The organism is Capsulimonas corticalis, from assembly GCF_003574315.2.
Classification (GTDB): Bacteria; Armatimonadota; Armatimonadia; order Armatimonadales; family Capsulimonadaceae; genus Capsulimonas; species Capsulimonas corticalis.
Genome location: NZ_AP025739.1, coordinates 4,755,445 through 4,778,509 on the forward strand (window position 1 = coordinate 4,755,445; position 23,065 = coordinate 4,778,509).

Below are 23,065 nucleotides of genomic sequence, written 5' to 3' on the forward strand. Positions count from 1 at the left end.
GGAGCAACGTATGGCGGAAGAACGCCGGACTCCCGCCCCGGGGACAAACCCAACCCCGGGGCCCGCATGGGCGTTTAAGATCGCGACCGTGGCCGGAATTCCCATCCGGGTCCACTTCACGTTCCTGCTCTTTCTGATCTGGATCGCCTTCGGCGTCCGGGGCGGTCCAGACAGTCTTCGCGTCGTATATGTCCTCTCCGTCTTTCTCTGCGTCCTGCTGCACGAACTGGGACATAGTATCGTCGCGCTCCGGTACAACATCCCGGTCGCCGATATCACGCTCTATCCCATCGGCGGTGTGGCGCGTATCGAAAAGCGGCCGACCGCCAAGCAAGAGCTCTGGATCGCGCTGGCCGGTCCCGCTGTCAATGTCGTGATCGCGGCTCTGTTATGGGCGGCGCTGGGCTTCCCGGGACCGGACAAGATCATCCCGGATCTCACCAGCGCCTCGTCCGCAGCCGCGGTTCGTAAGCTGATCGAGCAGGTCATGCTGACAAATGTGACGCTGGTGCTGTTCAATATGATCCCGGCCTTTCCGATGGATGGGGGCCGCGTTCTGCGCGCGATCCTCGCGCTGAATGTGGGACCGCAGCGCGCCACGGCGATGGCCGCCGGGATCGGACAGCTGATCGCAATTGTCGCGGGCCTCTGGGCAGTTCTGTCCGGGAACTGGTTCTATATGTTCATCGCCCTGTTCGTCTATATCGGCGCGGGGCAGGAGGCGTTTGTTTATAGTCAGGCGGCGCTGCTCGAAGGCGTGTCGGTGGCGAAGGCGATGATGACGGATGTCCGCACGCTCACCGTCGGCAGCACGCTCAAGGAGGCGGCCGATTTGCTACTCGCGACGTCGCAGCAGGATTTTCCGGTTCTGCACGGCGACAGCGTCGAGGGCGTTTTGACTCGGGATGGGCTCCTTCGGGGCCTGGCGGCGGAGGGACCCGGCGCCTATGTCGCCGGCGTGATGGCGCGGCAGTTTCAGATTGTCGCTCCCGGACAGTCGCTTGCGGAGAGCCTGCCGGAACTAGAGAACGGACCGCTGATCGTCCTGGACCCCGCCAATGGCAATCGGCTTCTGGGAATGGTGACGGCGGAAAATGTATCGGAGTACTTTGCGGTGACCCGCATTGTCGCCGCGCGAGCCCAGGCGCAGGGCTCACAGGGAGAACGTTAGATGACAGAACCGCTTTACTCTGTATCGACCGACGCTTGGGATTTGCACCGCCGCGCTGACCGCGATCGACAGAGACATAACGACAAAATCAAAGAAGTGATCCGCGAAAACCTGGGCGACATCATCGCGCAGGAGGACATCATCACGGCCGATCGCGGCAAGATCGTGAAGGTGCCCGTACGCGGCCTGGAGCTTCCGCATATTCGCTTTGACCCGTATGACCGGGAACGGGTGGGGCAGGGGCCGGGCGGCACCAAGCAGGGCGATATCATCGCGCGCGGCCCCGCCGAGGAGCAGGGGCAGGGGACCGGCAAGAAGGCCGGACAAAGCCCCGGCGTCGACTACTACGAGGCCGAGTTCAGCGTGGATGAACTCGCGCAGATGGTGTTTGAGGATCTGGCGCTGCCGAACCTGGAGGAAAAGGGCGTCAAGCAGATCATGTCCGAATCCGCCGTCTTCAATACGATCACCAAGAAGGGCATTGCGTCCAACCTGGATCGCAAGCGCACGCTGCTGGAAGCCTACCGGCGCAACTCGCGCCTGGGCAACTCCAACAAATGGGAAGTTCGGGACGAAGACAAACGGTTCAAAAACTACGACATCGTGACCGAGCCGCAGCGCAACGCCGTGGTGTTCGCGATGCGCGACGTGTCGGGATCGATGGGCGAATTCGAGGCGTATATCTGCCGCTCGTTCTACTTCTGGATGCTGCAATTTTTGAAGACCAAGTACACCAACACGGAGATCGTCTTCATCACTTGCCACACCGAAGCCAAGGAAGTGACGGAAAACCAGTTCTTCAGTCTGGGCGACAGCGGCGGCACGCGCATGTCGAGCGCCTATAAAATGGCGATCGATATTATCGAGAAGCGCTATAATCCGCGCGAGTGGAACATCTATCCGTTCCTGTTCTCGGACGGCTACAACTGGGGCGACAGCGAGTGCGTCGAGCTTGTCAAAAAAATGCGCGACATGTGCAACTTGATCGGCTACGGCGAGATCGGCAGTGACGGCTGGCAGTCCACCATGGGCTTCGCGCCGCTCGGCCAGGCCTATGAAGAAGCCTTCGAGCACGACCAGCGCGTGGTGCTGGTAAAGATCAACGACAAACAAGACGTCTGGCCGGCGCTGAAGAAGTTCTTCGCCAAGGGGCATCCTGAAGTCGCGGCGCGGTAGACATTGTATTTCATTCGATCACTGGCGTCCATGAGCGCCCCGGTTATAAAACCCGGGTCTGGGAGCGCAAGGCGCTAAGCGTCCGTGCCGGACGCAAATGCCAGCTATCGACAACATGCTCCTCCGTCCGGCACGGACGGTTAGCGGCTCCTGCCGCTCCCAGACCCGGGTTTTATAACCGGGGACAACGCGACCGGATATCCATCCGAGGCCATGGGACGCGGCTTGGTCGTTATCCTCTCTTGATCGAATGGGGTTACCTACTATCATGGGCATGTCTCTCTCGGAACGTGATGAGCTGGAGCGGTGGATTGAGATCATCTGGGATCAGGCGCGTGAGTTCGGCCTGGATCCGTATCCCACCCATTTTGAAGTCGTCCCGCAGCATGTGATCTATGAGCTGGGCGCGTATGGACTGCCGGCGCGCTTCTCGCACTGGACCTTTGGGCGCGATTACCATCGCCAAAAGACGTCGTACGAATACGGCATGTCCAAGATCTATGAGATCGTTTTTAATACCGACCCGTGTCAGGCGTTTTTGGTCGAAGACAACTCCATGCTGTCCCACAAATTCGTCGCTGCGCACGTGCTCGGGCACTGTCACTTCTTCAAGCACAACTCCTACTTCCAGCACACGAACCGCCGGATGATCGAGCAGATGCGGGTGCACGCCGAGCGGATCGCCGAGTATGAGAAGCAGTTTGGCTGGCGCGAGGTCGAGAACTTTCTCGATACCGTCATGACCGTGGAGATGCACTTCGACCCGTCGGCGCCGCTCGTCAAGCGCAAGTCAGCCGAGCAGCACGAGGACGACCGGCTGCGCGAAGGCCAGCCGATGAATACGGATTACGACGACATCTGGAACGTTGCCGGCCGCCCGGATCGGCCGAAGCCAAGGGCGCGCAAATTCCCGGAGGAGCCCGAGCGCGATTTGATGCGCTTCCTGATGGAGTACGGGCGCGACCTGGAAGAGTGGCAGCGCGACATCATCGAGATCGTGCGCAGCGAGATGCTCTACTTCCTGCCGCAGATGCGCACGAAGATCATGAACGAGGGCTTCGCGTCATACTGGCACGAGAAGATTCTGGAGAGCCTGGACCTTACCAGCGAAGAGCACTGGGAGTTCCGGCGTCTGCACTCCTCGGTGCTGTCGCCGTCGGGATCGCGCGCCCAAATCAACCCATATTACGTCGGCTTCCAGATTCTGAAGGACATCGAGCGGCGCTGGGACGGCGTGATGGAAGTCGGCGACGACGAGGAAACGGACTGGATGGGCCGCACCATCGCCCGCCCGACCGGCGAGGGCCGCGCCAAGCTGTTCAGCGTCTGCGAGGAAGACAACGACGTGACGTTCCTGCGCCGTTACCTCACGGACTCGCTCGTCAAGAAGCTCGATCTCTACACCTACAAGCTTCAGGAAGTGGACGGCGAGAAGATGTGGGTCGTGCAGGACACCGATTGGCGGCGCGTCCGCGACTCCATGGTCGACTCCATGACCAACTTCGGTCAGCCGATCTTGACGGTCGAAGACGGAGACTACCAGCGCCATGGCGAACTCTACTTGAAGCATGCTTATGACGGCAAGCGCCTGGACCTGGAGTACACCGAGCGTGTGTTGAAGAACGTCCATCGACTTTGGGGGCGTCCGGTGTATCTGGAATCCGTCGCCGACGACAAAAAGATCGTCTTAAAGTGCGGTGACAATGGCGAGATTACTCAGGAAGTGGCATAAGTTATGCATACGATGTAAGCGATCATAAGATTCCCAGCGCCGCCGGAGACGGCGCTGGGATGAAAGAGCATCGCGATGCATGGTTTACCCAGCGCACGTCAAGAAAAATCGGCGTTCCAGAAGCTTCGCCACTCGATCGAAGTCAAGCGAATCGCCGGGCGCTCCGCCGCTCTCGCGGAGGCGCTGCAAAACTATCCCCTGCAAAAACTGCTGGCCCAGGCCAAAGGGCGCGTGGTCGAGACCGCTCGGGTCCGGCCGCTTGAAGAGCGGGCGTCGCGTGAGGCGCGCGCGCAAATCATCGCCTTAACTCAGATCGCCGAATCAATCTCCGATAAGCCTGCGCGCGCCGTCCTCTTCCGAACCGTCCTGCCGATCTTCGGCGAAGCGCTGGGTTTTCAGGGCGGTGAGTGGTCCGTGTGCAAGGCGACGGTCCGCGCGCTGGGAACGATCTGGGGCGACGACAAGATTGTCTCGCTGCTCGCCTACATTACCGAAAACCATAAAGACATCGTGGTGAGCCGCGCGGCGGCGACACAGCTGGCGAAGATCGGCGGCGCCGAGGCGTTCCGGGCGCTGACCAACGCGCTCGGCCATCGAGATCGGGACGTTCAGCGGATTGCCGAACAAACGCTGGAGCTGCGCAGCAACTACAGTTTTGCCGTTGCTGCTCTCGAAAACGGCCTGAAACATGTCTCGCCCGAAGTCCGCCGCCGGTCCGCGAATGTGCTGGATCGTCTGAGCTGGAAGCCCGGCGCCCCGGAAATGGAAGGCTGGCGAATGGCGGCCCGCCAGGATTGGGAGGGAGCTGTGTCTGCGGGCGCCGCGTCGATCCCCGCTCTGGAAGGAGCGATGAAGGGGAAGGACGCCCGGGTGCGCGAGCAGGCGGCGAAATCTCTGGAGGCGATGGCGTGGCGTCCGCGACAGTATGCGATGACGGCCTGGTATCATGCGGCGCGGCGCGACTGGGACGCGGCCGCGGAATTGAAAATCAGCGCCACCGCCGCGCTGGCCAATGCGCTGGACGACGAGGACGAAACCGTCAGCGACCCGGCCGGCGCCTGCCTCGCGCGCATCGGCGCCTATTCCGTTCCGACACTGGCGTGTTCGCTGCGGGATAGCTGGGATGTGCGAATGCAGCAGCGCGCGTCCCACGCGCTCACAGTGATCGCGCGCAATACGCAGGAGCGCGGCAATCCCCAAGTTACTTCGCTTTATATCGACGCCGTTCCAGCGCTGACCGAAGCGCTCGCCGACGGTCACAACCAGGTCCTGCTGGAGCCCGGTTATGCGCTGGCGGAGATCTCCGAACACGTCTTCGACTCGACTCAAGTCTTTGCGGTGTTCGAGGATTCCATCGATCGGATCCGCGAGGTTGTCAGCGCCCAGCATCCGATCGTCCGCAAGGAGCTGGAGGAGTGCCTTCGGCGAATCCAGGCTTCGGCAAACGCCGGCGCCCCCGGCGGCTCCCGCTATATTGGCCTTGGCGACCGCAGCGGCAGCCGAAAGTAGCGTTCGCTCCCCGTACAGGAAATACATATTAAAGGCAGTTGCCAGGAATGCAGATTCACAAGACAGAAGTGGAAGTCGTTCGCGGCAGCGTCACCGATCAAGAGGTGGACGCGATCGTCAACGCCGCCAACACGAGCATGCAGGGTGGGGGCGGGATCGATGGACGTATCCACCGGGCTGCGGGGCCGGCGCTGATGGAGGAATTGCGGCGCGTCGCGCCGCACGGCGCTAAAACAGGCGTCGTCGTGGTGACGGGAGCACACAAACTGCCGCAGAAGTATATTTTTCATACCGCCGGCCCCGTTTGGAACGGCGGCAAGTCGGGCGAATCGGAAAAGCTGACCAGCAGTTACCGAGGATGTCTGGAAGCCGCCGATAAGCTCGGACTATCCAGCATCGCTTATTGCTCGATCTCCACCGGCGTTTATCGCTATCCTTTGGATCTGGCCGCCCAGGTCTGCATCAGCACAATTCAGGAATATCTGCTCTCCCATCCGGAAACGCGGCTGCGGCGTATCGTTCTGGCAATGTTCGGCCCGGCCGAGTTCGACGTGTTCGCACAGGCGCTGGCGCGGCCGCTGCAAGAGAGCTGAAAAATAGTTGCGCCAGGGATTGACTTCCGAAGGGCCGTTCGCGTATACTACCTCTCGTTGCCGGGCCAAAGAGCCAGTGACACAGAGCTAAGACGCTCTACTCCGAAGCTCCTTCCCAAGTATGCTGAAAAATACTTTCTCCAAGGGTTGACAAACTCAAGCGAGAAAGCGTATACTACTCCTCGCCGCTCAGCCAAAGTCGCTGACGGTGACGAAGCGAAGACCGCTTCCCCGAAGCTCCTTCCCGTATACGAAGCAATCCTGAAAAAGGCTGCTAAAAAAGATTTTCTGAAGGGTTGACAAACACTTCGAAAGTCAAGTATACTACTCCTCGCCGCTCAGCCAAAGACGCTGGCGACGAGAAGCGAAGAGTGCTTCGATCGAGAGTTTGCTGGATGAAAATCGCAAGCTTCGAAAACAAGATTTGAAAAGATTTCTGATCAGGGGTTGACAAACGCTGCAAAGCGAGTGTATAATATCCCTCGTCAGTCAGCCGAAGAGCGAACTTTACGAGAGTAAAGTGAAGGCTTCGGAGCCGATAAGAGCAAGAACGAACCTCCGCGCTGCAAGGGTAACCGAGTGGGGGTGAGCAGAGTTTGACTTCAGAGCAATCTGAATTTCAGAGCGATCTGAATTATAGTCACGCTTTTCTTACCTATGACCGCAAGGCCTATCCTCAGGATAGCGTGGTTTTTTATTGCTCGAAATCTGGGGTTGATCTTGATATTTGTCAAGCTTTACTCTGGAAACCTGGACAGGGTGCCGAATAGGGCAGTGTTTGGGGCGGCGATGCACATTGATAACTAAATAGTGAAATCGTGTAAACAACAACCTTTGAGTGCGTACTCCTCATACTAGGGCTAAGGCTTTCTATTTATAGAATTCTGTAGTCTTCTGGAGAGGAACGAATAACGAATAAGGGGTCAGGGATAGTCCGCGGTTTCTGCATAATGGATATATTGGTGTAGTTTACTATAGCATATATTCGCGGAAACTTAGCAAAACTATTGGAACTATGGACCTAGCCGGCCATAGTATCTCAAACGCATCTCATGATTTTAGGATCTGGGGCTTCGGCTTCAGTCTTTAAATATTATTCATGGAGAGTTTGATCCTGGCTCAGGACGAACGCTTGCGACGTGCCTAAGAAATGCAAGTCGAACGGGGTAGCAATACCTAGTGGCGAACGGTCGCGTAACACGTGGGCAACCTGCCTTGAAGCGGGGGACAACAATCCGAAAGGGTTGCTAATACCGCATGTGAACTTTTGTGGCATCACGAAATGTTCAAAGCTTTATGCACTTCAAGATGGGCCCGCGGCCTATCAGCTAGTTGGTGGGGTAACGGCCTACCAAGGCTTCGACGGGTAGCTGGTCTGAGAGGACGATCAGCCGGATTGGGACTGAGATACGGCCCAGACTCCTACGGGGGGCAGCAATTAGGAATCTTGCGCAATGGGGGCAACCCTGACGCAGCGACGTCGCGTGGAGGATGAAATCTTTCGGGATGTAAACTCCTTTTACCAGGGAAGAAACAAATGACGGTACCTGGTGAATAAGCCCCGGCTAACTACGTGCCAGCAGCCGCGGTAATACGTAGGGGGCGAGCGTTGTCCGAAGTTACTGGGCGTAAAGCGCGTGTAGGCGGGTCTTTAAGTGAGGGGTGAAAGGTTCGGGCTTAACCCGGACACTGCCTTTCATACTGGAGACCTTGAGTGCGGGAGAGGCGAGTGGAATGGTCGGTGTAGCGGTGAAATGCGTAGATATCGATCGGAACACCCATGGCGAAGGCAGCTCGCTGGCCTGTAACTGACGCTGAGACGCGAAAGCGTGGGGAGCAAACAGGATTAGATACCCTGGTAGTCCACGCCGTAAACGATGAGTGCTAGGTGTCAGGGGTATCGACCCCCCTGGTGCCGCAGCTAACGCAATAAGCACTCCGCCTGGGGAGTACGGCCGCAAGGTTGAAACTCAAAGGAATTGACGGGGGCCCGCACAAGCGGTGGAGCATGTGCATTAATTCGTCACTAACCGAAGAACCTTACCAGGGTTTGACATCTCTGGACATCCCATGAAAGTGGGCTTTCCTCGCAAGAGGACCAGAAGACAGGTGTTGCATGGTTGTCGTCAGCTCGTGTCGTGAGATGTTGGGTTAAGTCCCGCAACGAGCGCAACCCTCACCCAATGTTGCCAGCGTGAAAGACGGGAACTCTTTGGGAACTGCCCGTGTAAGCGGGAGGAAGGTGGGGATGACGTCAAATCGGCATGGCCCTTACATCCTGGGCTTGACACATGCTACAATGGCTGTTAACAAAGGGACGCAAGACCGCGAGGTGGAGCCAATCTCAAAAATACAGTCTCAGTTCAGATTGCAGGCTGCAACTCGCCTGCATGAAGTCGGAATCGCTAGTAACCGCAGGTCAGCTAAACTGCGGTGAATACGTTCCCGGGCCTTGTACACACTGCCCGTCAAGTCACCTGAGTTGTCTGCACCCGAAGCCGATGGCCTAACCGCAAGGAAGGAGTCGTCTAAGGTGTGGGGAGCGAGGGGGACTAAGTCGTAACAAGGTAGCCGTATCGGAAGGTGCGGCTGGATCACCTCCTTTCTAAGGATATTGAGCTGCTGCTAGTCTAAGCAAAGACGTTCAGAATACGAAAGTATAATGAACTGGCAGGCTTAGCGAAGCGCGCTCTATCAGGTCGATCTATCCCTTGAGAGAGCAGATATCTAGTATATCTCTCTCGAATGACTCCTTATTCGTCACGAAAAGGTTGACACGATTTCCTATTTAGTTTTCAATGTGCATCGTTTTTTCTTTCACAAGAGAAGACGATACGGTCGTGAGCCATCATCGAATGGGGCGACTGCACAGTGATCGATCCAAAGTGATCGGTCATTCTTCTGTTCTTTGACAACTTCATATTGCGCGTGATACGTTTTCAAACTGCGTATCACGAATACACATGACATGTGCAAGAGCATGTTGTGTGTGGGTAAATAGCGTACAATTTTGCTGAGTGGCTATGACTTTGATTTATCATTGTGCATAGTACTCTTAGCGAACACTTTGTGTTTATTTGATCAAGCTACAAAGGGCGCATGGTGGATGCCTTGGGGCAAGGAGCCGATGAAGGACGCAGCAAGCGGCGAAACGCTTCGGGGAGGAGCAAGCATCCTATGATCCGGAGATATCCGAATGGGGAAACCCGCTATGCGATGCATAGCACTCCCGCCTGAACACATAGGGCGGGTAGAGGGCACTCGGAGAACTGAAACATCTAAGTACCCGAAGGAAGAGAAAACAACAGTGATTCCGTCAGTAGCGGCGAGCGAACACGGATCAGCCTAAACCCACTGCGTGAATATAGCCGGACGGCGTTGCGCATTGGGGGTCGCGGGATCGAGCGTTGGAGATCGTCCGATCTTCAGAAGAAGTAAAAAATCCACTTTTTAGTCGAACGTTCTGGGAAGGACGGCCACAGCGGGTGAAAGCCCCGTAGACAAAAGGGAGTGGACTTCTTGGCTTGACACCCAAGTACCGCGGAGCACGAGGAATTCTGCGGGAATCTGGGAGAACCACCTCCTAAGGCTAAATACTCTTTGCCACCGATAGTGAACTAGTACCGTGAGGGAAAGGCGAAAAGAACCCCGGGAGGGGAGTGAAATAGAACCTGAAACCATGCCGCCTACAAGCAGTGGGAGCACGATTAATCGTGTGACTGCGTGCCTTTTGCAGAATGAGTCCGCGAGTTAATCTCGGCAGCGTTAGCTTAAGTCTTTTAGAGACGGAGGCGCAGCGAAAGCGAGTCTGAATAGGGCGCCATAGTTGCCGGGATTAGACCCGAAACCGTGTGATCTACCCATGGCCAGGTTGAAGCTCGGGTAAGACCGAGTGGAGGACCGAACCGGTGTATGTTGAAGAATGCTCGGATGAGCTGTGGGTAGGGGTGAAATGCCAATCGAACACGGAGATAGCTGGTTCTCCTCGAAATGCATTTAGGTGCAGCGTTATGCGTTCTCTGTCGCAGGTAGAGCACTGGAAAGGCTAGGGGCCTTACCGGGTTACTGAACCTTACCAAACTCCGAATGGCGGCAGATCAGAGCATAGCAGTGAGACAGTGGGGGATAAGCTTCATTGTCGAAAGGGAAACAGCCCAGACCATCCGCTAAGGTCCCCAAGCGCTGGCTAAGTGTAAAAGGATGTGGAATTCCATAGACAACCAGGATGTTGGCTTAGAAGCAGCCACCATTTAAAGAGTGCGTAACAGCTTACTGGTCGAATGGCGTTCTGCGCCGATAATGTATGGGGGCTCAAGCCAGCCACCGAAGCGATGGACTATGTGTAAACATAGTGGTAGAGGAGCGTTGCATGTGGGATGAAGCCATAGCGTAAGCAGTGGTGGACTGCATGCAAGTGAGGATGCGGACATAAGTAGCGCGAAGACGGGTGAGAATCCCGTCCACCGAAAGCCCAAGGGTTCTTCAGGAAGGCTCGTCCTCTGAAGTTTAGTCGGGCCTAAGGCGAGGTCGAACGACGTAGCCGATGGACAGCTGGTTGATATTCCAGCACCAGTATGATCAGTGATGTGGGGACACGGTCCTATTTTCCAGCCCAACTGTTGGTTGTTTGGGTGAAACTTCTCTCTTGGCTGGCAAGCAAATCTACCAGCGTAACGGAAGGAAGTGAACGAGTGGATCCTTCGGGTGAAGCGAAGTGGGGAGGCGGATCGTCGAGAAAAGCCGCTAAACTTATGGTCATACTGCCCGTACCGTAAACCGACACAGGTAGGCAGGTAGAGAATACCAAGGTGTTCGAGATAACTCTCGTTAAGGAACTAGGCAAATTGACCCCGTAACTTCGGGAGAAGGGGTGCTCTTCGCAAGGAGAGCCGCAGTGACAAGCGCTGAGCGACTGTTTAACAAAAACACAGGTCTCTGCTAAGGAGAAATCCTAGGTATAGGGGCTGACACCTGCCCAATGCCAGAAGGTTAACGGGAGAGGTTCGGCGCAAGCCAAAGCCTTGAACTGAAGCCCTGGTGAATGGCGGCCGTAACTATAACGGTCCTAAGGTAGCGAAATTCCTAGACGGGTAAGTTCCGTCCTGCACGAAAGGTGTAACGACTTAGCGACTGTCTCAACGAGAGACTCGGTGAAATTGTAGTACCGGTGAAGATGCCGGTTACCCGCAACAGGACGAAAAGACCCCGTGCAGCTTTACTACACCCTGTTATTGTGTTTTGGCATAGTTTGTAGAGCGTAGGTGGGAGCCTTCGGGCGCCAATGGAACACCACCCTGATTATGCTGGAGCACTAACCTTGACCGTGATCCGGTTGAGAGACCGTAGCAGGCGGGTAGTTTGACTGGGGCGGTCGCCTCCCAAAATGTAACGGAGGCGTTCCAAGTTTCGCTCAGGCTGGTTGGAAATCAGCTGTAGAGTATAAGGGCATAAGCGAAATTGACTGTGAGACAAACAGGTCGAGCAGGTGCGAAAGCAGGACCTAGTGACCCTCTGGTAGCGCGTGGGCGCGCCAGGGCTTATCGGATAAAAGCTACGCCGGGGATAACAGGCTTATCTTGCCCAAGCGCTCACAGCGACGGCAAGGTTTGGCACCTCGATGTCGGCTCGTCGCATCCTGGGGCTGGATTAGGTCCCAAGGGTTGGGCTGTTCGCCCATTAAAGCGGTACGCGAGCTGGGTTCAGAACGTCGTGAGACAGTTCGGTCTCTATCCGTTGCGGGCGCAGGAAGTTTGAGGGGAGCTGTCCCTAGTACGAGAGGACCGGGATGGACAGACCTCTGGTGTACCAGTTGTTCCGCCAGGAGCATACGCTGGGTAGCTACGTCTGGTTGTGATAAGTGCTGAAAGCATCTAAGTACGAAGTACACCTCAAGATAAGACTTCCCACAGCATAAGCTGGTAAGACCCCCGGTAGACTACCGGGTTGATAGGCTGCAAGTGTAAGCGCCGCGAGGTGTTCAGCTAAGCAGTACTAATCGGTCGAGGGCTTGATCAAATAAACTACAATAAAACTTTGTAGATATAAACTACAAAATAAAACACAAATGCAATCATAAAAGATTAGTACGTGAATTTACCGCGCAATATGAAGTTGTCTAAGAACAGAAGACATACAATTTGAGGCTGAAACAACAGCTTCTACAGATTTCTGGTGGCTATGGCGGAGGGGTCCACCCGTTCCCATTCCGAACACGGAAGTTAAGCTCTCCTGCGCCGAAGATACTTGGTGGGCAACTGCCCGGGAAAATAGGACGCCGCCAGATTAAACATCAATCACGAAAGTGATGACAATCAATCACGAACAGTGATGAAACAGAAGCATCCAAAAGATGTGAACCAGAAACAAACAAGCCTCACAGCATAAGCTGTGAGGCTTGTTTGCATATGATATGGGACCAAACGTCTCGATATTCCTCTCATTGCGACTTCATGTGGTAAAGTATTGGTATGGAGACGGAAAGACAAGCTGGCGGGCCGGATATCTGGCGCATCGAACTCTTTGGCGGCCTGACGGCTTCGCGGGGCGATCGGAAAATTGAGCGCTTTCCGACGCAAAAGGTGGGCGCTCTGCTCGCGATGCTGGCGTTTTATCCACGCCAGCGGCACACCCGTGAAGAATTGATCGATATGCTCTGGCCGGACGCGGATCTGACGGCGGCGCGCAACCGACTCAGTCAGGCGCTGGTCTGGCTGCGCCCGCAGCTCGAGCCGGAAGGCGTCGAGCGGGGAAGCGTTCTCATCGCGGACCGCGTCAATATTTCGCTGACGCCGTCGACCTTCACGACGGATACCGCGGATTTTGAGGCTCTTGTCAAAGACGGTCAGCGTGAAAACGGCGCCGAAGCACGTATCGATATATTATCACGCGCCGTCGGCCTCTACCAAGGGCCGCTCCTCTCCGGATACTATCAAGATTGGATACTCGATGAGCGGCAGCGTCTCCTCGACGCATTTCTTCTGACATTGCGTTCGCTGGTTTCCCTGCATGAGCGAGCCGGGGACAGCGAACTCGCGCTGACTTACGCGCGCAAAGCCCTCGCCGCCGATCCGCTTCAGGAAGAAGCGCACGCCGATGTGATCCGCCTGCTGGCTGAAAGCGGACAGAGCGCCGCCGCGCTGCGGCAGTTTCAAGAGCTGAAACGCGTTTTGGACAAGGAGCTGGCCGAGGAGCCGTCGCCGGCGACGCTGGCGCTTGTCGATCGCATCAAGCAAAACGCCTCTACTCCCGTCGCCGCGCCGATCGCGGCCCCGATCCGGACGGCCCCGCTTCCCGCCCCGCTCACTCGTTTGTTCGGACGAGACGAGGAGATAGAGCGCGTCCGCCAGACGCTGATCTCCGGCGGCGCGCGCTTAGTCACATTGATCGGCCCCGGCGGCTCGGGAAAGACGCGTTTGGCGCTTGCCGCCGGCGCGCGCGTGGAGCAAGATCGCTCGGGAAGCGTGGTGTTCGTCGCCCTCGCCGATCTGGACGCGGCGCCGATGATCCTCGCGGCGATCGCCGCCGCCCTGCGACTGCCGGCGGATACCGCCGGCGCGCTTCTCGATCAGGTCATGGAGGCGCTCGCCGCTCGCCCGTTTCTCCTCATTCTGGACAACCTGGAGCACTTGGTGGGCGGCGCCGGATCGCTCGTGCGTGATCTCTTGGAGAGAGTCTCTTCTCTGACCATCCTCGCGACGTCGCGCCAGCGTTTGGGGCTGGAATTCGAGCGTGAGATCGCCGTTCCGCCGCTGCATATCCCCACCGGGAGCGCGGATCCGCAGGAACTGCTGGAGTCCGCAAGCGTGCAGCTTTTCGTCGATCGCGCGCGCGCCGTCAATCCCGACTTTGGCGTGACCGCCGCCAACGCGGTCGCCGTGGCGCAAGTCTGTGAGCGCCTGGAAGGGATTCCGCTGGCGATCGAGCTTTGCGCCGCATGGGCGCAGACACTCACGCCAGCGCAGATGCTGGAGAAATTGGAGCGCCGCTTCGATCTGCTGGTCAGCCGGCGCAGCGATATCACCCCACGGCATCGGACTCTGAGAGCGGCGCTGGAATATAGCTATCTTCAGCTGCCCTCGGACCTGCAATTGGTCTATAAATCGGTCTCCGTGTTTCGCGGGAGCTGGAGCCTGGAGGCGTCCGAATCGATTTTGGCCGGAGCATCCGAGCAGGCGGCCGCCTCCGGATCTTCCGGAGGGCTCTGGCCGGCGCTGCGAGCGCTGACGGAACTGCGGGAGCGTTCGCTGATCGTGGCGGAAGAAACCGACACGGCCATGCGCTTCCGCATGCTGGAATCCCTGCGCGAGTTTGCGAGCGAGCAGCTCTCCTACGCGGAGCGCGCGGCGCTGCGACGGGCGCACGCGCTCTGCTTTTTGCAGATGTCGGAGCAGGCGAACTCCCGCGTGGCGGGATCGGATCAGGATCGCTGGCTGGCGACTCTCGATCTGGAGCAGGAGAACCTGCGCGCCGCGCTGAGCTGGAGCCTGGAGACGGAAGAGTCGAATGTCGGGCTTCGGCTGGCGGGCGCGATGGGGGGATACTGGTCCGTGCGCGGAACGCTCCAGGAGGGCGTCGACTGGCTGGAGCGTCTTCTGGCGCTGCCGGCGCACCATATCGACCCCGATGTCCAGGCAAAAGCCTGGAGTATCTTAGGCTATCTCTTATGGTCGCAAGGCGATTTCGCTTACGCCCGCACCGCCCACGAGCAAGCGCTGGAGCTGAGGCGTGGGATCGCCGATGAGGCCGGGGTTGCGGAGTCGCTATATCATCTGGGAATCACCGCCTATCGTGAAGAAGATTTTCCGTCCGCAAAGTCTTTTCTGGAGGAAAGCCTTGCGAATTCGCAGGCTCGCGGCGACCGCTCCGGGATCGCCCGCGTTTTGCTCAATCTGGGGAATATCGCCTATGAGCGCCTGCAATACCAAGAAGCTCGCGACTTCATCCAGCAAAGTCTGGAAATCGAGCAGCAGCTTGGCAATCGGCGTCGAAGCGCCAACGCGCTGCATAACCTTGGACTCATCGCGCGGGACAATCGCGAATACGAACTGGCGGAGACGCTGATCCAGGAGGCGCTGGCTGTCAATCGGTCCATGTTGGACAACTACAGCATTGCAAACACCCTGGCGAACTTGGGCGCGGTGGCGGCGTTCCAGGGACAATCCGAGCGCGCTCGGCGGCTGCTTGCCGAAGGTCTCAAGCTCGCCTACGAAATCGGTAACAAGCACATCATTGCCTACTACCTCTTCCCCATGGGGATGCTTGAAGCCGAATCCGAGCGCTGGGCGAACAGCGTTTATCTGCTGTCGGCGGCTCGTCGTGTCTTCGAACAGATCGGCAGCGCCCTGGGCGCGATGGACGCGCCTCGCTTTGAGAATACGCTTGCCGACGCCCGCGCTCACCTGGATGACGCGGCGTTCCATTCAGCCTGGTCACGCGGCCAATCGGAGGCGCTTGGCCGAATTGTCATGGACGCGCTGGCTTACAGCTTGGATGAGAGATCGAACCCCTAAAGCATGGCGGCTCCGATTTGACGCGAGCCGCCATTTCCATCCTTTCTCCTATGCGGAATTGAAATATTTCATATTCGGACCGCGCTTCCAACTTTTCTCATGAAATTGGCGATATTGTCAGTACAGCACTGAAGCAAGCAATCCCCTCATTGCTATTACGTCTTTGCGATCATCGCCAATCAGGAGGCGCTCACTTGAACCCGAATAATGCCGTCGCTCTTGCGGCGCTTTGCGCGCTTCTGGCCGCAGGCGGCGCGATCGTTCACGATTACTCAGAGACGCGCGTCGCCGCGGCGTCGCGTGTTCGGCCATCCAGTCCATCGTCGCTCCCGTGTGTCGCGGAGATGAAACGGCGGTTTATGTCCGCAAACTGTCCGCCGCTGTCGGAGGAGCTCACGGAGTATCGGTCGCTGTCTGACTGCGCCACGATGGAGCATGATCTGCATGAGCTCCACGCCGTTCAAGCGACGCATCGCCGGCATGTCGCGATTTTGATCGAGCGCTATGTTGCGGCGCAAAATTATCCCCATCTCGCGCGCCATTCTGCGTGCGCCGCCCAAAAAGGAGGTCACATCTCTGTGAATAAAAATCAAATCTCGTCCTATTGATCGCCTCAGAGTAATGTTCGAGTTATTTTGGACTAAGCCAGTAGAATACAAATGAAACTAGACGCGGATGGACAGAACGCCTCGAACGATTGGGGTGTTTTGTGCGATGGATCCGTATGAATGCTAGTTTTCCTACAATGAAGTTGGAAAATTTAATCCGCGGCTGACCTGATCTCAGGAGGCTTGAGAGAACAACGTGCTGCCGTTCTCTTTATATAACACTGCTCCCATCTTAACCTCGGATGACGAGCAGGTCTTCGATGTCTTTTTGACCGCAAAGGAAATTTTCTAATGACGCACCATTCTTTTATCAATCGGCGCCGCGCCGGCTTTACCCTCATTGAGCTGCTCGTCGTGATAGCCATTATAGCGATTCTCGCCGCGATCCTTTTCCCTGTCTTCGCTAAGGCGCGTGAGAAGGCCCGCCAGATCTCCTGCTCGTCCAACCTGCGCCAGATCGGCCTCGCCACCCTTCAGTACGTTCAGGACAACGACGAAACCTTCTTCCCGCTCAACGAGAGCGGTCCCGCGGGTGTCCGTCTATGGGATGGCTATCGCGACTTCGCCAATAGTAAATTTGATGCAAAGGAAGGCTTCTTACAGCCGTATATGAAGAACACGCAAATCATGGACTGCCCTTCGGCGGCCGGAGCGGTACCCATCAGTACGAATTTCGCGACTGAGATTATTACAGCTTACGCGACGAATGGGAATCTCTTCGTCCAAAACCATACCTTGATGTCCGTGACGCTCGCCCAGGTGCAAGCGCCATCGGACACCATCTTTATGGCGGACGCCGCTGCATTAAATTCGGACGGCACGCTGGGGCGAACGGAGACATTGAATCTCCCCTCCGACGGCGGCGGCAATGTCCACGGCCTGCATACCGGCTTTGCGAATGTGCTCTGGGTGGACGGCCATGTGAAGGCAGTCCATCCCACGCCGAATGTGACCGACGCCGCGACGCTCGCCACTTTTACGGCGAATAACATGGGCAACATCCTGCCGTCGGCGTCGTTAAGCACGGATCCCGACTACTACTTCAAGCTCGATAAGTAAAGCGTTTCCCCGCGCTTCAAAGCGGCGTATCTTCTTCCTGCTGCCATGCCCGTCTTTCCACGAAAGACGGGCATTTCGGTCGTGCGGTCCGCGAGAAACGACTATCAGATCATCCGGAAAGAAATTTCCTTCAATTTAGGGCAAAAAAATCCCAACTTTTTTCCGATTATTGACGATGTCACGGAAATATCAGAGTTATTTTGGACTCGCGTTGTAGAATACAAACGAAACTAGTCGCGGATGGACAGAACGCCTCGAACGATTGGGGTGTTTTGTGCGATGGATCCGTATGAATGCTAGTTTTCCTACAATGAAGTTGGAAAATTTAATCCGCGGCTGACCTGATCTCAGGAGGCTTGAGAGAACAACGTGCTGCCGTTCTCTTTATATAACACTGCTCCCATCTTAACCTCGGATGACGAGCAGGTCTTCGATGTCTTTTTGACCGCAAAGGAAATTTTCTAATGACGCACCATTCTTTTATCAATCGGCGCCGCGCCGGCTTTACCCTCATTGAGCTGCTCGTCGTGATAGCCATTATAGCGATTCTCGCCGCGATCCTTTTCCCTGTCTTCGCTAAGGCGCGTGAGAAGGCTCGCCAGATCTCCTGCTCATCCAACCTGCGCCAGATCGGTCTCGCCACCCTTCAGTACGTTCAGGACAACGACGAAACCTATTTCCCGTATTTCAGCGCACCGTCTGGTTACCCTGGAGTCATCTTTTGGGATGGCGGCCGCAATTTTATGACCGGCAAGTTTGATACCTCGGTCGGCTTCATACAGCCGTACATGAAGAGCGCCCCGATTATGGATTGCCCGTCCGCAGCAGGAGCCGTTCCCGTCGACACAAACTTAGGGAACGAGATTTTCGCCGCATATGGTGTCAGCAATTACATCGTATTCGGCGGCAGTGCGGGGACTCCGGCGAATCTGTCGCAGTTATCCGCTCCTTCGGATACCATTTTCATGGCGGACGCCGCCCAGTTCAAGAACGGCAGCCCCGGCGTACTGACGCGATCCGATCACTTCAATGGTCCTGGCGATAACGAGATCCATGGCCTGCATACCGGTTTTGCGAACATCTCTTGGGCAGATGGTCATGTCAAGGCGATGCGTCCCACGCCTCCGACGGCCGACGACGGCGCTGGAAATACCGTGGCTATGTATGTTTCTAATGGCCTGGGCAGTATCATTCCGCCGTCATCGGTAAGCACCGACCAAGAGTATTATTACAAGCTTCAAAAGTAACGATTACCGCCGGCGCGGCGACTTATTCGCCGCGCCGGAACCTCGATTGAAGTTGTAGCATATCCTCGAAAGCGTACTTATCATGAAGACTTCCATGTCCAACCATCACGTCACGGCCTTACTTGCCGGGCTAGGACTGCTTGCGACTGTTCCGCTGGCGCATGCCGCTGAGCCCGAGAAATATCAGACAATCTCCGCTAAGACGATCCAGTGTGATGAAACGTCATTTCGCGCGGATTCGGACGGTAATCTCCAGCCGAAGATCAAGTTTCATGTCACCATCGAAGGCCCGAAGCATGTTCGCATCGACGCGTCCGGGATCGATGACCCGAAGCCGGCGTTTTATGTTTACAGCGGCGCGAAGGAGTACGAGTATATCGGCTCCGACAGCAGCTATCGTATCTTTGACGGGCCGACGGACAGCGGTTCGGCTTCGGCGATCCGCAATCTTTCGTGCGTCGATTTCATCTTGAAATCGGATCTCAACGACAAAGTGGATGACGGCGTCAAGCGGACCATCACGAAGGTTACCGTCGATGGAATGCCGATGATCCTGCGCACCGATTCTCGGGGACCATCCAAGGACAAAGAGGGCGTGGATACCATCTATGAAGACTGCCTTTGGTATCACGCGGATACGCTGCTGCCGTACAAGCGAACCGGGTTTATGGTGCAGGGCGACAAGCGCACGCCGACCCTGGGCGTGGAGTATACGAACTACGTCCTCAACAAACCCGTGGCCGCGACGAAGTTTGTTTGGGCGCCGCCTGCCGGCGCCAAGGAATTCGTCATGCATACCCCTCCCGCTCCGCTGGCGGCTGGCGTGACGGCTCCGGATTTCACGGCGATCTCGCCCGACGGTAAGCAAGTTAAGCTGTCGGACTTCAAGGGCAAGCCCGTCATCCTCGATTTCTGGGCGACCTGGTGCGGCCCCTGCCAGGCGGCCATGCCGCATCTGGAGAAGATTTACCAGCAAGTCAAAACCAAGGATGTCGTTATCCTCGCCGTTTGTGTTTGGGACAAGAAGCCCGACTATGAGAAGTGGGTCACGAAGAACATCGGGAGCAAATATAACTTCCCGGTCGCATTCGATCCCGCCGGCACAACGGACGGCGCGAGCATTGCCGGCAAGCTGTACCAGGTCTCCGGCATCCCGACACAATTCGTCATCGATAAAGACGGCAAAATCGCCGCAGTCAGCGTCGGATACGACGAAAGCAAGCATGTCTTGGAAGATGCTCTCGGAAAACTCGGCGTCACCGTCGCGATGGCGGACGCCCCCGCGATTACTGTCGCCGCCAAGCCCTAGCGGCGAGAGCGCATTTTATTGAATTATGGATGAGCATCACGCCTATTATGAAAGTTACTTACGATTCTCAATCGGATCGTGTGCGCATTCTCTTTAGCAATGCGCCCATCGAACGCAGCGCCGCCGAGGCGGCCGGATTAACCCTCGACTACGATGACAAAGGCCACGTTGTGGGATTGGAGCTAGCGCAGGCCTCTCTGCGCATGCACGATCCCCGCGCCGTGGAGTTCGTGGAGGAAAGCGACGCCATCGCCAACGAAGGCGTCGCCTGATCTTCGCTGAGCTCTTACCTCAAGCCACAACACCACAACGCCCATTTCTTTTTCAGAAATGGGCGTTGCGGCGTTGTATGAACCAACTCTTGCAAGCGAAGACGTTCGGATTATCGATCGTTTAGCTTCACCCAAGTCACGCCGTCTTTCAGCGCGATCGGGTACGCTCCGTGCTCCAGCGCCGGCGTTTCCGAGGGGTGGTAGGCGCCGACACCGGAGATCTTTGCCGGCTGCTCGATTAGAAGCCGCGCCAGCGGAGTTTCTTTGGTTTTGGGGACGAGACCGATCCGCACGGCGTTAGTTTTGGTGTTAACCTCGACTGTGTCGAACGCGCCGGCGTCGAGGGTGAGCCAGAGACCGCGCGGAGCGATGTAGACGCGGGACCGGAACGAGTCGCGGGGATGGATCGCGATCCAGTCGCCATGGTGTGTCACATTGCCGCCGAAGGCCTGCCAGCCGAAGTCGGGATGGTCGATCACATAGGTGGCGGCGTCGAGCGCGTGGCCGAAGAAATTCGGGCCGTAATCGCCGGAGTAGGCGTCCCACTTGAGCGTGGATGGGAACGTGTGGAACGCCGCCGAGGCGAAACCATCCTGGTCGATATTAGATAGCGGGCCCATCACGCCGCCGTAGCCGACGCGCAGCAGGTAATAGTCGTCCGGATGGTCTCGGTACTCTTTCAATACCGGAATGGCGTTGAGTCCGGAGCCGTAGTGATGGATTTGACGCTCGATCCGGCTGAGCTTGCCGCCGTAGAGGAAGTCCCAGTAACGGCGTGCGTCGCCGTTATAACCCCAATGGGGCAAGGTGGGCATGTAGCCGAGGATGGCGCTGAGCGTTACCTCCGCCTGCGCGTCATAGCCGAAGTACTTGGACCAGGAATAGACTTCCTCCTGGCCCGTGGAATCCCACGCCATCTCGCTGCCGAATGGGTAATCCCGCTTGCTCCAGCGATCGGCGCGTGTTTTCATGCGCGCCTCCAGAGCGGCGGCCTTGTCCGTCCAGCCTTCGCGTTTTACGTCTTTGAGAAGCTCCAGGAAAACGTCGCCCTCCATCAGTCCCAGCTGCATGTATCCAACCGTGTCGTCGCCATTGGCGTCCGTACTCGTCAGATACATCGTGGTCTGGTAAGCCTGGTCGAGATACCAATCCCAGGGGTGATTTTTCACCATGCCGGGATGGTTGCGCGCCACTCGGTACATTGCCCAGTAGGCGGCCACGACATGCGGATAATTGTATCCGCGCCCGATATCTTCCGAATCTTTCTTATTCCAGCTTGTCCAGCTCCGCCAGTCCTGAGCCGGATCGTACTGGAAGTTCGGCAGGCCCTTGGGATCATAATAGAACATGCTCTTGCGAACGCCGTATTTGTTGGGACCGTCTTTATACTGAATGCCGCCCCAAAGGACGCCGTCGACGAACTGCTCGTACTTTGCGACTTCCTCAGGGCTCGGCTGTCCAAATTCCTTCATCGCGGCGGCGACATACGCGCCGGATCCTCCTTCATCGCCCAGCCCGGAGATCCAGACGCGGCTATCCTGCGTGACCTGCTTGTCGGCTTCCCGGTCGTAACTGATCACGGAAGGACTGCGGCCGAAGGGGTCCTGGGGATCGACAAACCACTGCTTGGTCGTCAGGAATCGGCCCATGTCCGCCACCGCCCGCGCGGCCGGCTTGATCACATAATAACTGACCGTTTGCTTCAGACCATCCGCGTATGTGACAGTGAGGCGCGCTCGTCCCCAGGTTTTGCCGTGCAAAGCGTAGGCTTTCCAGCCGTTGCGCGCCGGGGGCGCGGCCGCTGTTGCAATAGCGCCCGCCGGCTCCACGCGGATCTCCTTCACAGCCTGGGGATACTTCAAGAACAGCCGGCCGTCCTGATCCATGGGGAGGACATAGCCCGGGATCCCGATCGCCAGCGGGCGTTTGTTCGCCTCCAGCGTCTTGTCGATATGGCGGATCGTATCGGAGAGCAGAAATTTGACCCCATAAGTGCGCGTCTCGCCCGGCGCGAGCGAGGCCATGGTCGGCGCGTTCCATTGCTTCACACCGCGCCATTCTTTCTCGGCGTAAGCCTCCGTGTGAACGAGCCAGTTCATCATGCCTTCAAACGTCTGCTCCGGCCGGCGCGGTTCGTTCAATAGTTGATACGCCTCGAAAGGCGTCTTTCCGTAGGGCGTCACGATCAGCGTCGGACCGTGTCCGCTGAGGCGAGTGACCTGGAGATAGCCCGCGTCCTGTCCGATATACGGATCGGAAAACGCGCATTTTTCGTGGGCTTCGGCAAGCTCACGGTTGGTAATGATGTTGTTGAACACCATCGGAATCCCGAGCGCGCCGATCTGCACGACGGAGGCGGATTTGTTTTTGATATCGAACTTGAGCACGAGCTTGCCGCTGTCCAATGCCCAGGTGCGCGTGATTTGCAGCGGACAATCCGGGTCCAGCGTCGGAGTCAGGTCTGAAGAGGCGAGGGCGCCGCCCGTTGTTGGCAGCGGGGTGACAGGCTGCCGATGCTTGGCGGTGGAGTAATCCGTCCAATCTCCCGATGTCTGCGAGCGTAGACGCAGCGTCAGATCTCCCAGATCGAAAAAGCCGTCGCCGGAGCGCTCGGCGAGTCTGTCGGACGGGGTGAAGTCAAAGCCGGCTCCGCCGGCGGGCAGCAGCGCGGCGATCGTCTGTGACGACTTGACGAGCTTCAAGGCGAAGTCCGGCGTGGAAAAATCCATCGTTCCGTTCTCCATTCCAAGCGCCGTGGGCGCGCCCGGCGGCGCAGGCGCCTGGGCCAGGACGGAGTGCGGCGCCGGTGAACAGAGGCTGATCGAGATCATGCCGCCCAGCAGATAACGGGTCGATCGGTTCAAAATGCGCACGGTGGTA

General features: G+C 57.3%; 12 protein-coding genes and 3 rRNA genes. 14 read left to right on the forward strand and 1 reads right to left on the reverse strand.

Annotated features, from left to right (window positions below):
- Positions 1–10: 10 nt before the first annotated feature.
- The 14 genes from D5261_RS20450 to D5261_RS20515 all read left to right on the forward strand — a co-directional run bounded on the left by D5261_RS20450 (position 11) and on the right by D5261_RS20515 (position 20,185).
- Positions 11–1,171: a site-2 protease family protein gene (locus D5261_RS20450; protein ID WP_119324501.1), complete on the forward strand. Its 1,161-nt coding sequence runs from the start codon at positions 11–13 to the stop codon at positions 1,169–1,171.
- Positions 1,172–2,347, forward strand: coding sequence for a YeaH/YhbH family protein (locus D5261_RS20455; protein WP_119324500.1), 1,176 nt, complete (start codon positions 1,172–1,174; stop codon positions 2,345–2,347).
- A 274-nt stretch (positions 2,348–2,621) separates the two neighbouring features.
- A complete protein-coding gene (locus D5261_RS20460) occupies positions 2,622–4,079 on the forward strand; it encodes a SpoVR family protein (protein ID WP_119324565.1) in 1,458 nt (485 codons plus the stop codon).
- 75 nt (positions 4,080–4,154) lie between these two features.
- Positions 4,155–5,588 carry a HEAT repeat domain-containing protein gene (locus D5261_RS20465; RefSeq protein WP_119324499.1) on the forward strand — a complete coding sequence of 478 codons (1,434 nt, stop codon included), beginning with the start codon at positions 4,155–4,157 and terminating at the stop codon, positions 5,586–5,588.
- 47 nt (positions 5,589–5,635) lie between these two features.
- Positions 5,636–6,181 (forward strand): macro domain-containing protein, encoded by a 546-nt coding sequence (locus D5261_RS20470; RefSeq protein ID WP_119324498.1) that lies wholly within the window; start codon positions 5,636–5,638, stop codon positions 6,179–6,181.
- A 1,096-nt stretch (positions 6,182–7,277) separates the two neighbouring features.
- A 16S ribosomal RNA gene (locus tag D5261_RS20475) occupies positions 7,278–8,786 on the forward strand.
- A 474-nt stretch (positions 8,787–9,260) separates the two neighbouring features.
- Positions 9,261–12,196 (forward strand): 23S ribosomal RNA (locus tag D5261_RS20480).
- A gap of 152 nt (positions 12,197–12,348) precedes the next feature.
- Positions 12,349–12,464: ribosomal RNA gene (gene rrf, locus D5261_RS20485) — 5S ribosomal RNA — on the forward strand.
- The 16S, 23S and 5S rRNA genes sit together here, the layout of an rRNA operon.
- A gap of 184 nt (positions 12,465–12,648) precedes the next feature.
- Complete coding sequence (locus tag D5261_RS20490) at positions 12,649–15,690, forward strand: ATP-binding protein (protein WP_218025803.1); 3,042 nt, start codon at positions 12,649–12,651, stop codon at positions 15,688–15,690.
- Positions 15,691–15,884: 194 nt separating this feature from the next.
- The gene (locus tag D5261_RS20495; RefSeq protein ID WP_119325326.1) at positions 15,885–16,298 is read left to right on the forward strand and encodes a hypothetical protein; all 414 of its coding nucleotides are present in this window, start codon (positions 15,885–15,887) and stop codon (positions 16,296–16,298) included.
- A 291-nt stretch (positions 16,299–16,589) separates the two neighbouring features.
- Entirely contained in the window at positions 16,590–17,357 is a 768-nt protein-coding gene (locus D5261_RS20500) for a DUF1559 family PulG-like putative transporter (RefSeq protein ID WP_301002117.1), read from the forward strand.
- Between the two features lie 464 nt (positions 17,358–17,821).
- Positions 17,822–18,604 carry a type II secretion system protein gene (locus D5261_RS20505; protein ID WP_301002118.1) on the forward strand — a complete coding sequence of 261 codons (783 nt, stop codon included), beginning with the start codon at positions 17,822–17,824 and terminating at the stop codon, positions 18,602–18,604.
- A 94-nt stretch (positions 18,605–18,698) separates the two neighbouring features.
- On the forward strand, positions 18,699–19,913 hold the full coding sequence (locus D5261_RS20510; protein ID WP_301002119.1) for a TlpA family protein disulfide reductase: 1,215 nt from the start codon (positions 18,699–18,701) through the stop codon (positions 19,911–19,913).
- A gap of 47 nt (positions 19,914–19,960) precedes the next feature.
- A complete protein-coding gene (locus D5261_RS20515; RefSeq protein ID WP_119325034.1) occupies positions 19,961–20,185 on the forward strand; it encodes a DUF2283 domain-containing protein in 225 nt (74 codons plus the stop codon).
- 110 nt (positions 20,186–20,295) lie between these two features.
- Here D5261_RS20515 and D5261_RS20520 read toward each other — a convergent pair whose 3' ends face one another.
- The gene (locus D5261_RS20520) at positions 20,296–23,058 is read right to left on the reverse strand and encodes a DUF5695 domain-containing protein (RefSeq protein WP_119325033.1); all 2,763 of its coding nucleotides are present in this window, start codon (positions 23,056–23,058) and stop codon (positions 20,296–20,298) included.
- Between the last annotated feature and the right edge of the window lie 7 nt (positions 23,059–23,065).

Bases quoted from the DNA above. Each gene is read 5' to 3' on its own strand.
- D5261_RS20515 (WP_119325034.1), top strand. From the start codon at position 19,961: ATGAAAGTTACTTACGATTCTCAATCGGATCGTGTGCGCATTCTCTTT.
- D5261_RS20500 (WP_301002117.1), top strand. From the start codon at position 16,590: ATGACGCACCATTCTTTTATCAATCGGCGCCGCGCCGGCTTTACCCTC.
- D5261_RS20505 (WP_301002118.1), top strand. From the start codon at position 17,822: ATGACGCACCATTCTTTTATCAATCGGCGCCGCGCCGGCTTTACCCTC.
- D5261_RS20455 (WP_119324500.1), top strand. From the start codon at position 1,172: ATGACAGAACCGCTTTACTCTGTATCGACCGACGCTTGGGATTTGCAC.
- D5261_RS20460 (WP_119324565.1), top strand. From the start codon at position 2,622: ATGTCTCTCTCGGAACGTGATGAGCTGGAGCGGTGGATTGAGATCATC.
- D5261_RS20465 (WP_119324499.1), top strand. From the start codon at position 4,155: ATGCATGGTTTACCCAGCGCACGTCAAGAAAAATCGGCGTTCCAGAAG.
- D5261_RS20510 (WP_301002119.1), top strand. From the start codon at position 18,699: ATGTCCAACCATCACGTCACGGCCTTACTTGCCGGGCTAGGACTGCTT.
- D5261_RS20450 (WP_119324501.1), top strand. From the start codon at position 11: ATGGCGGAAGAACGCCGGACTCCCGCCCCGGGGACAAACCCAACCCCG.
- D5261_RS20470 (WP_119324498.1), top strand. From the start codon at position 5,636: ATGCAGATTCACAAGACAGAAGTGGAAGTCGTTCGCGGCAGCGTCACC.
- D5261_RS20490 (WP_218025803.1), top strand. From the start codon at position 12,649: ATGGAGACGGAAAGACAAGCTGGCGGGCCGGATATCTGGCGCATCGAA.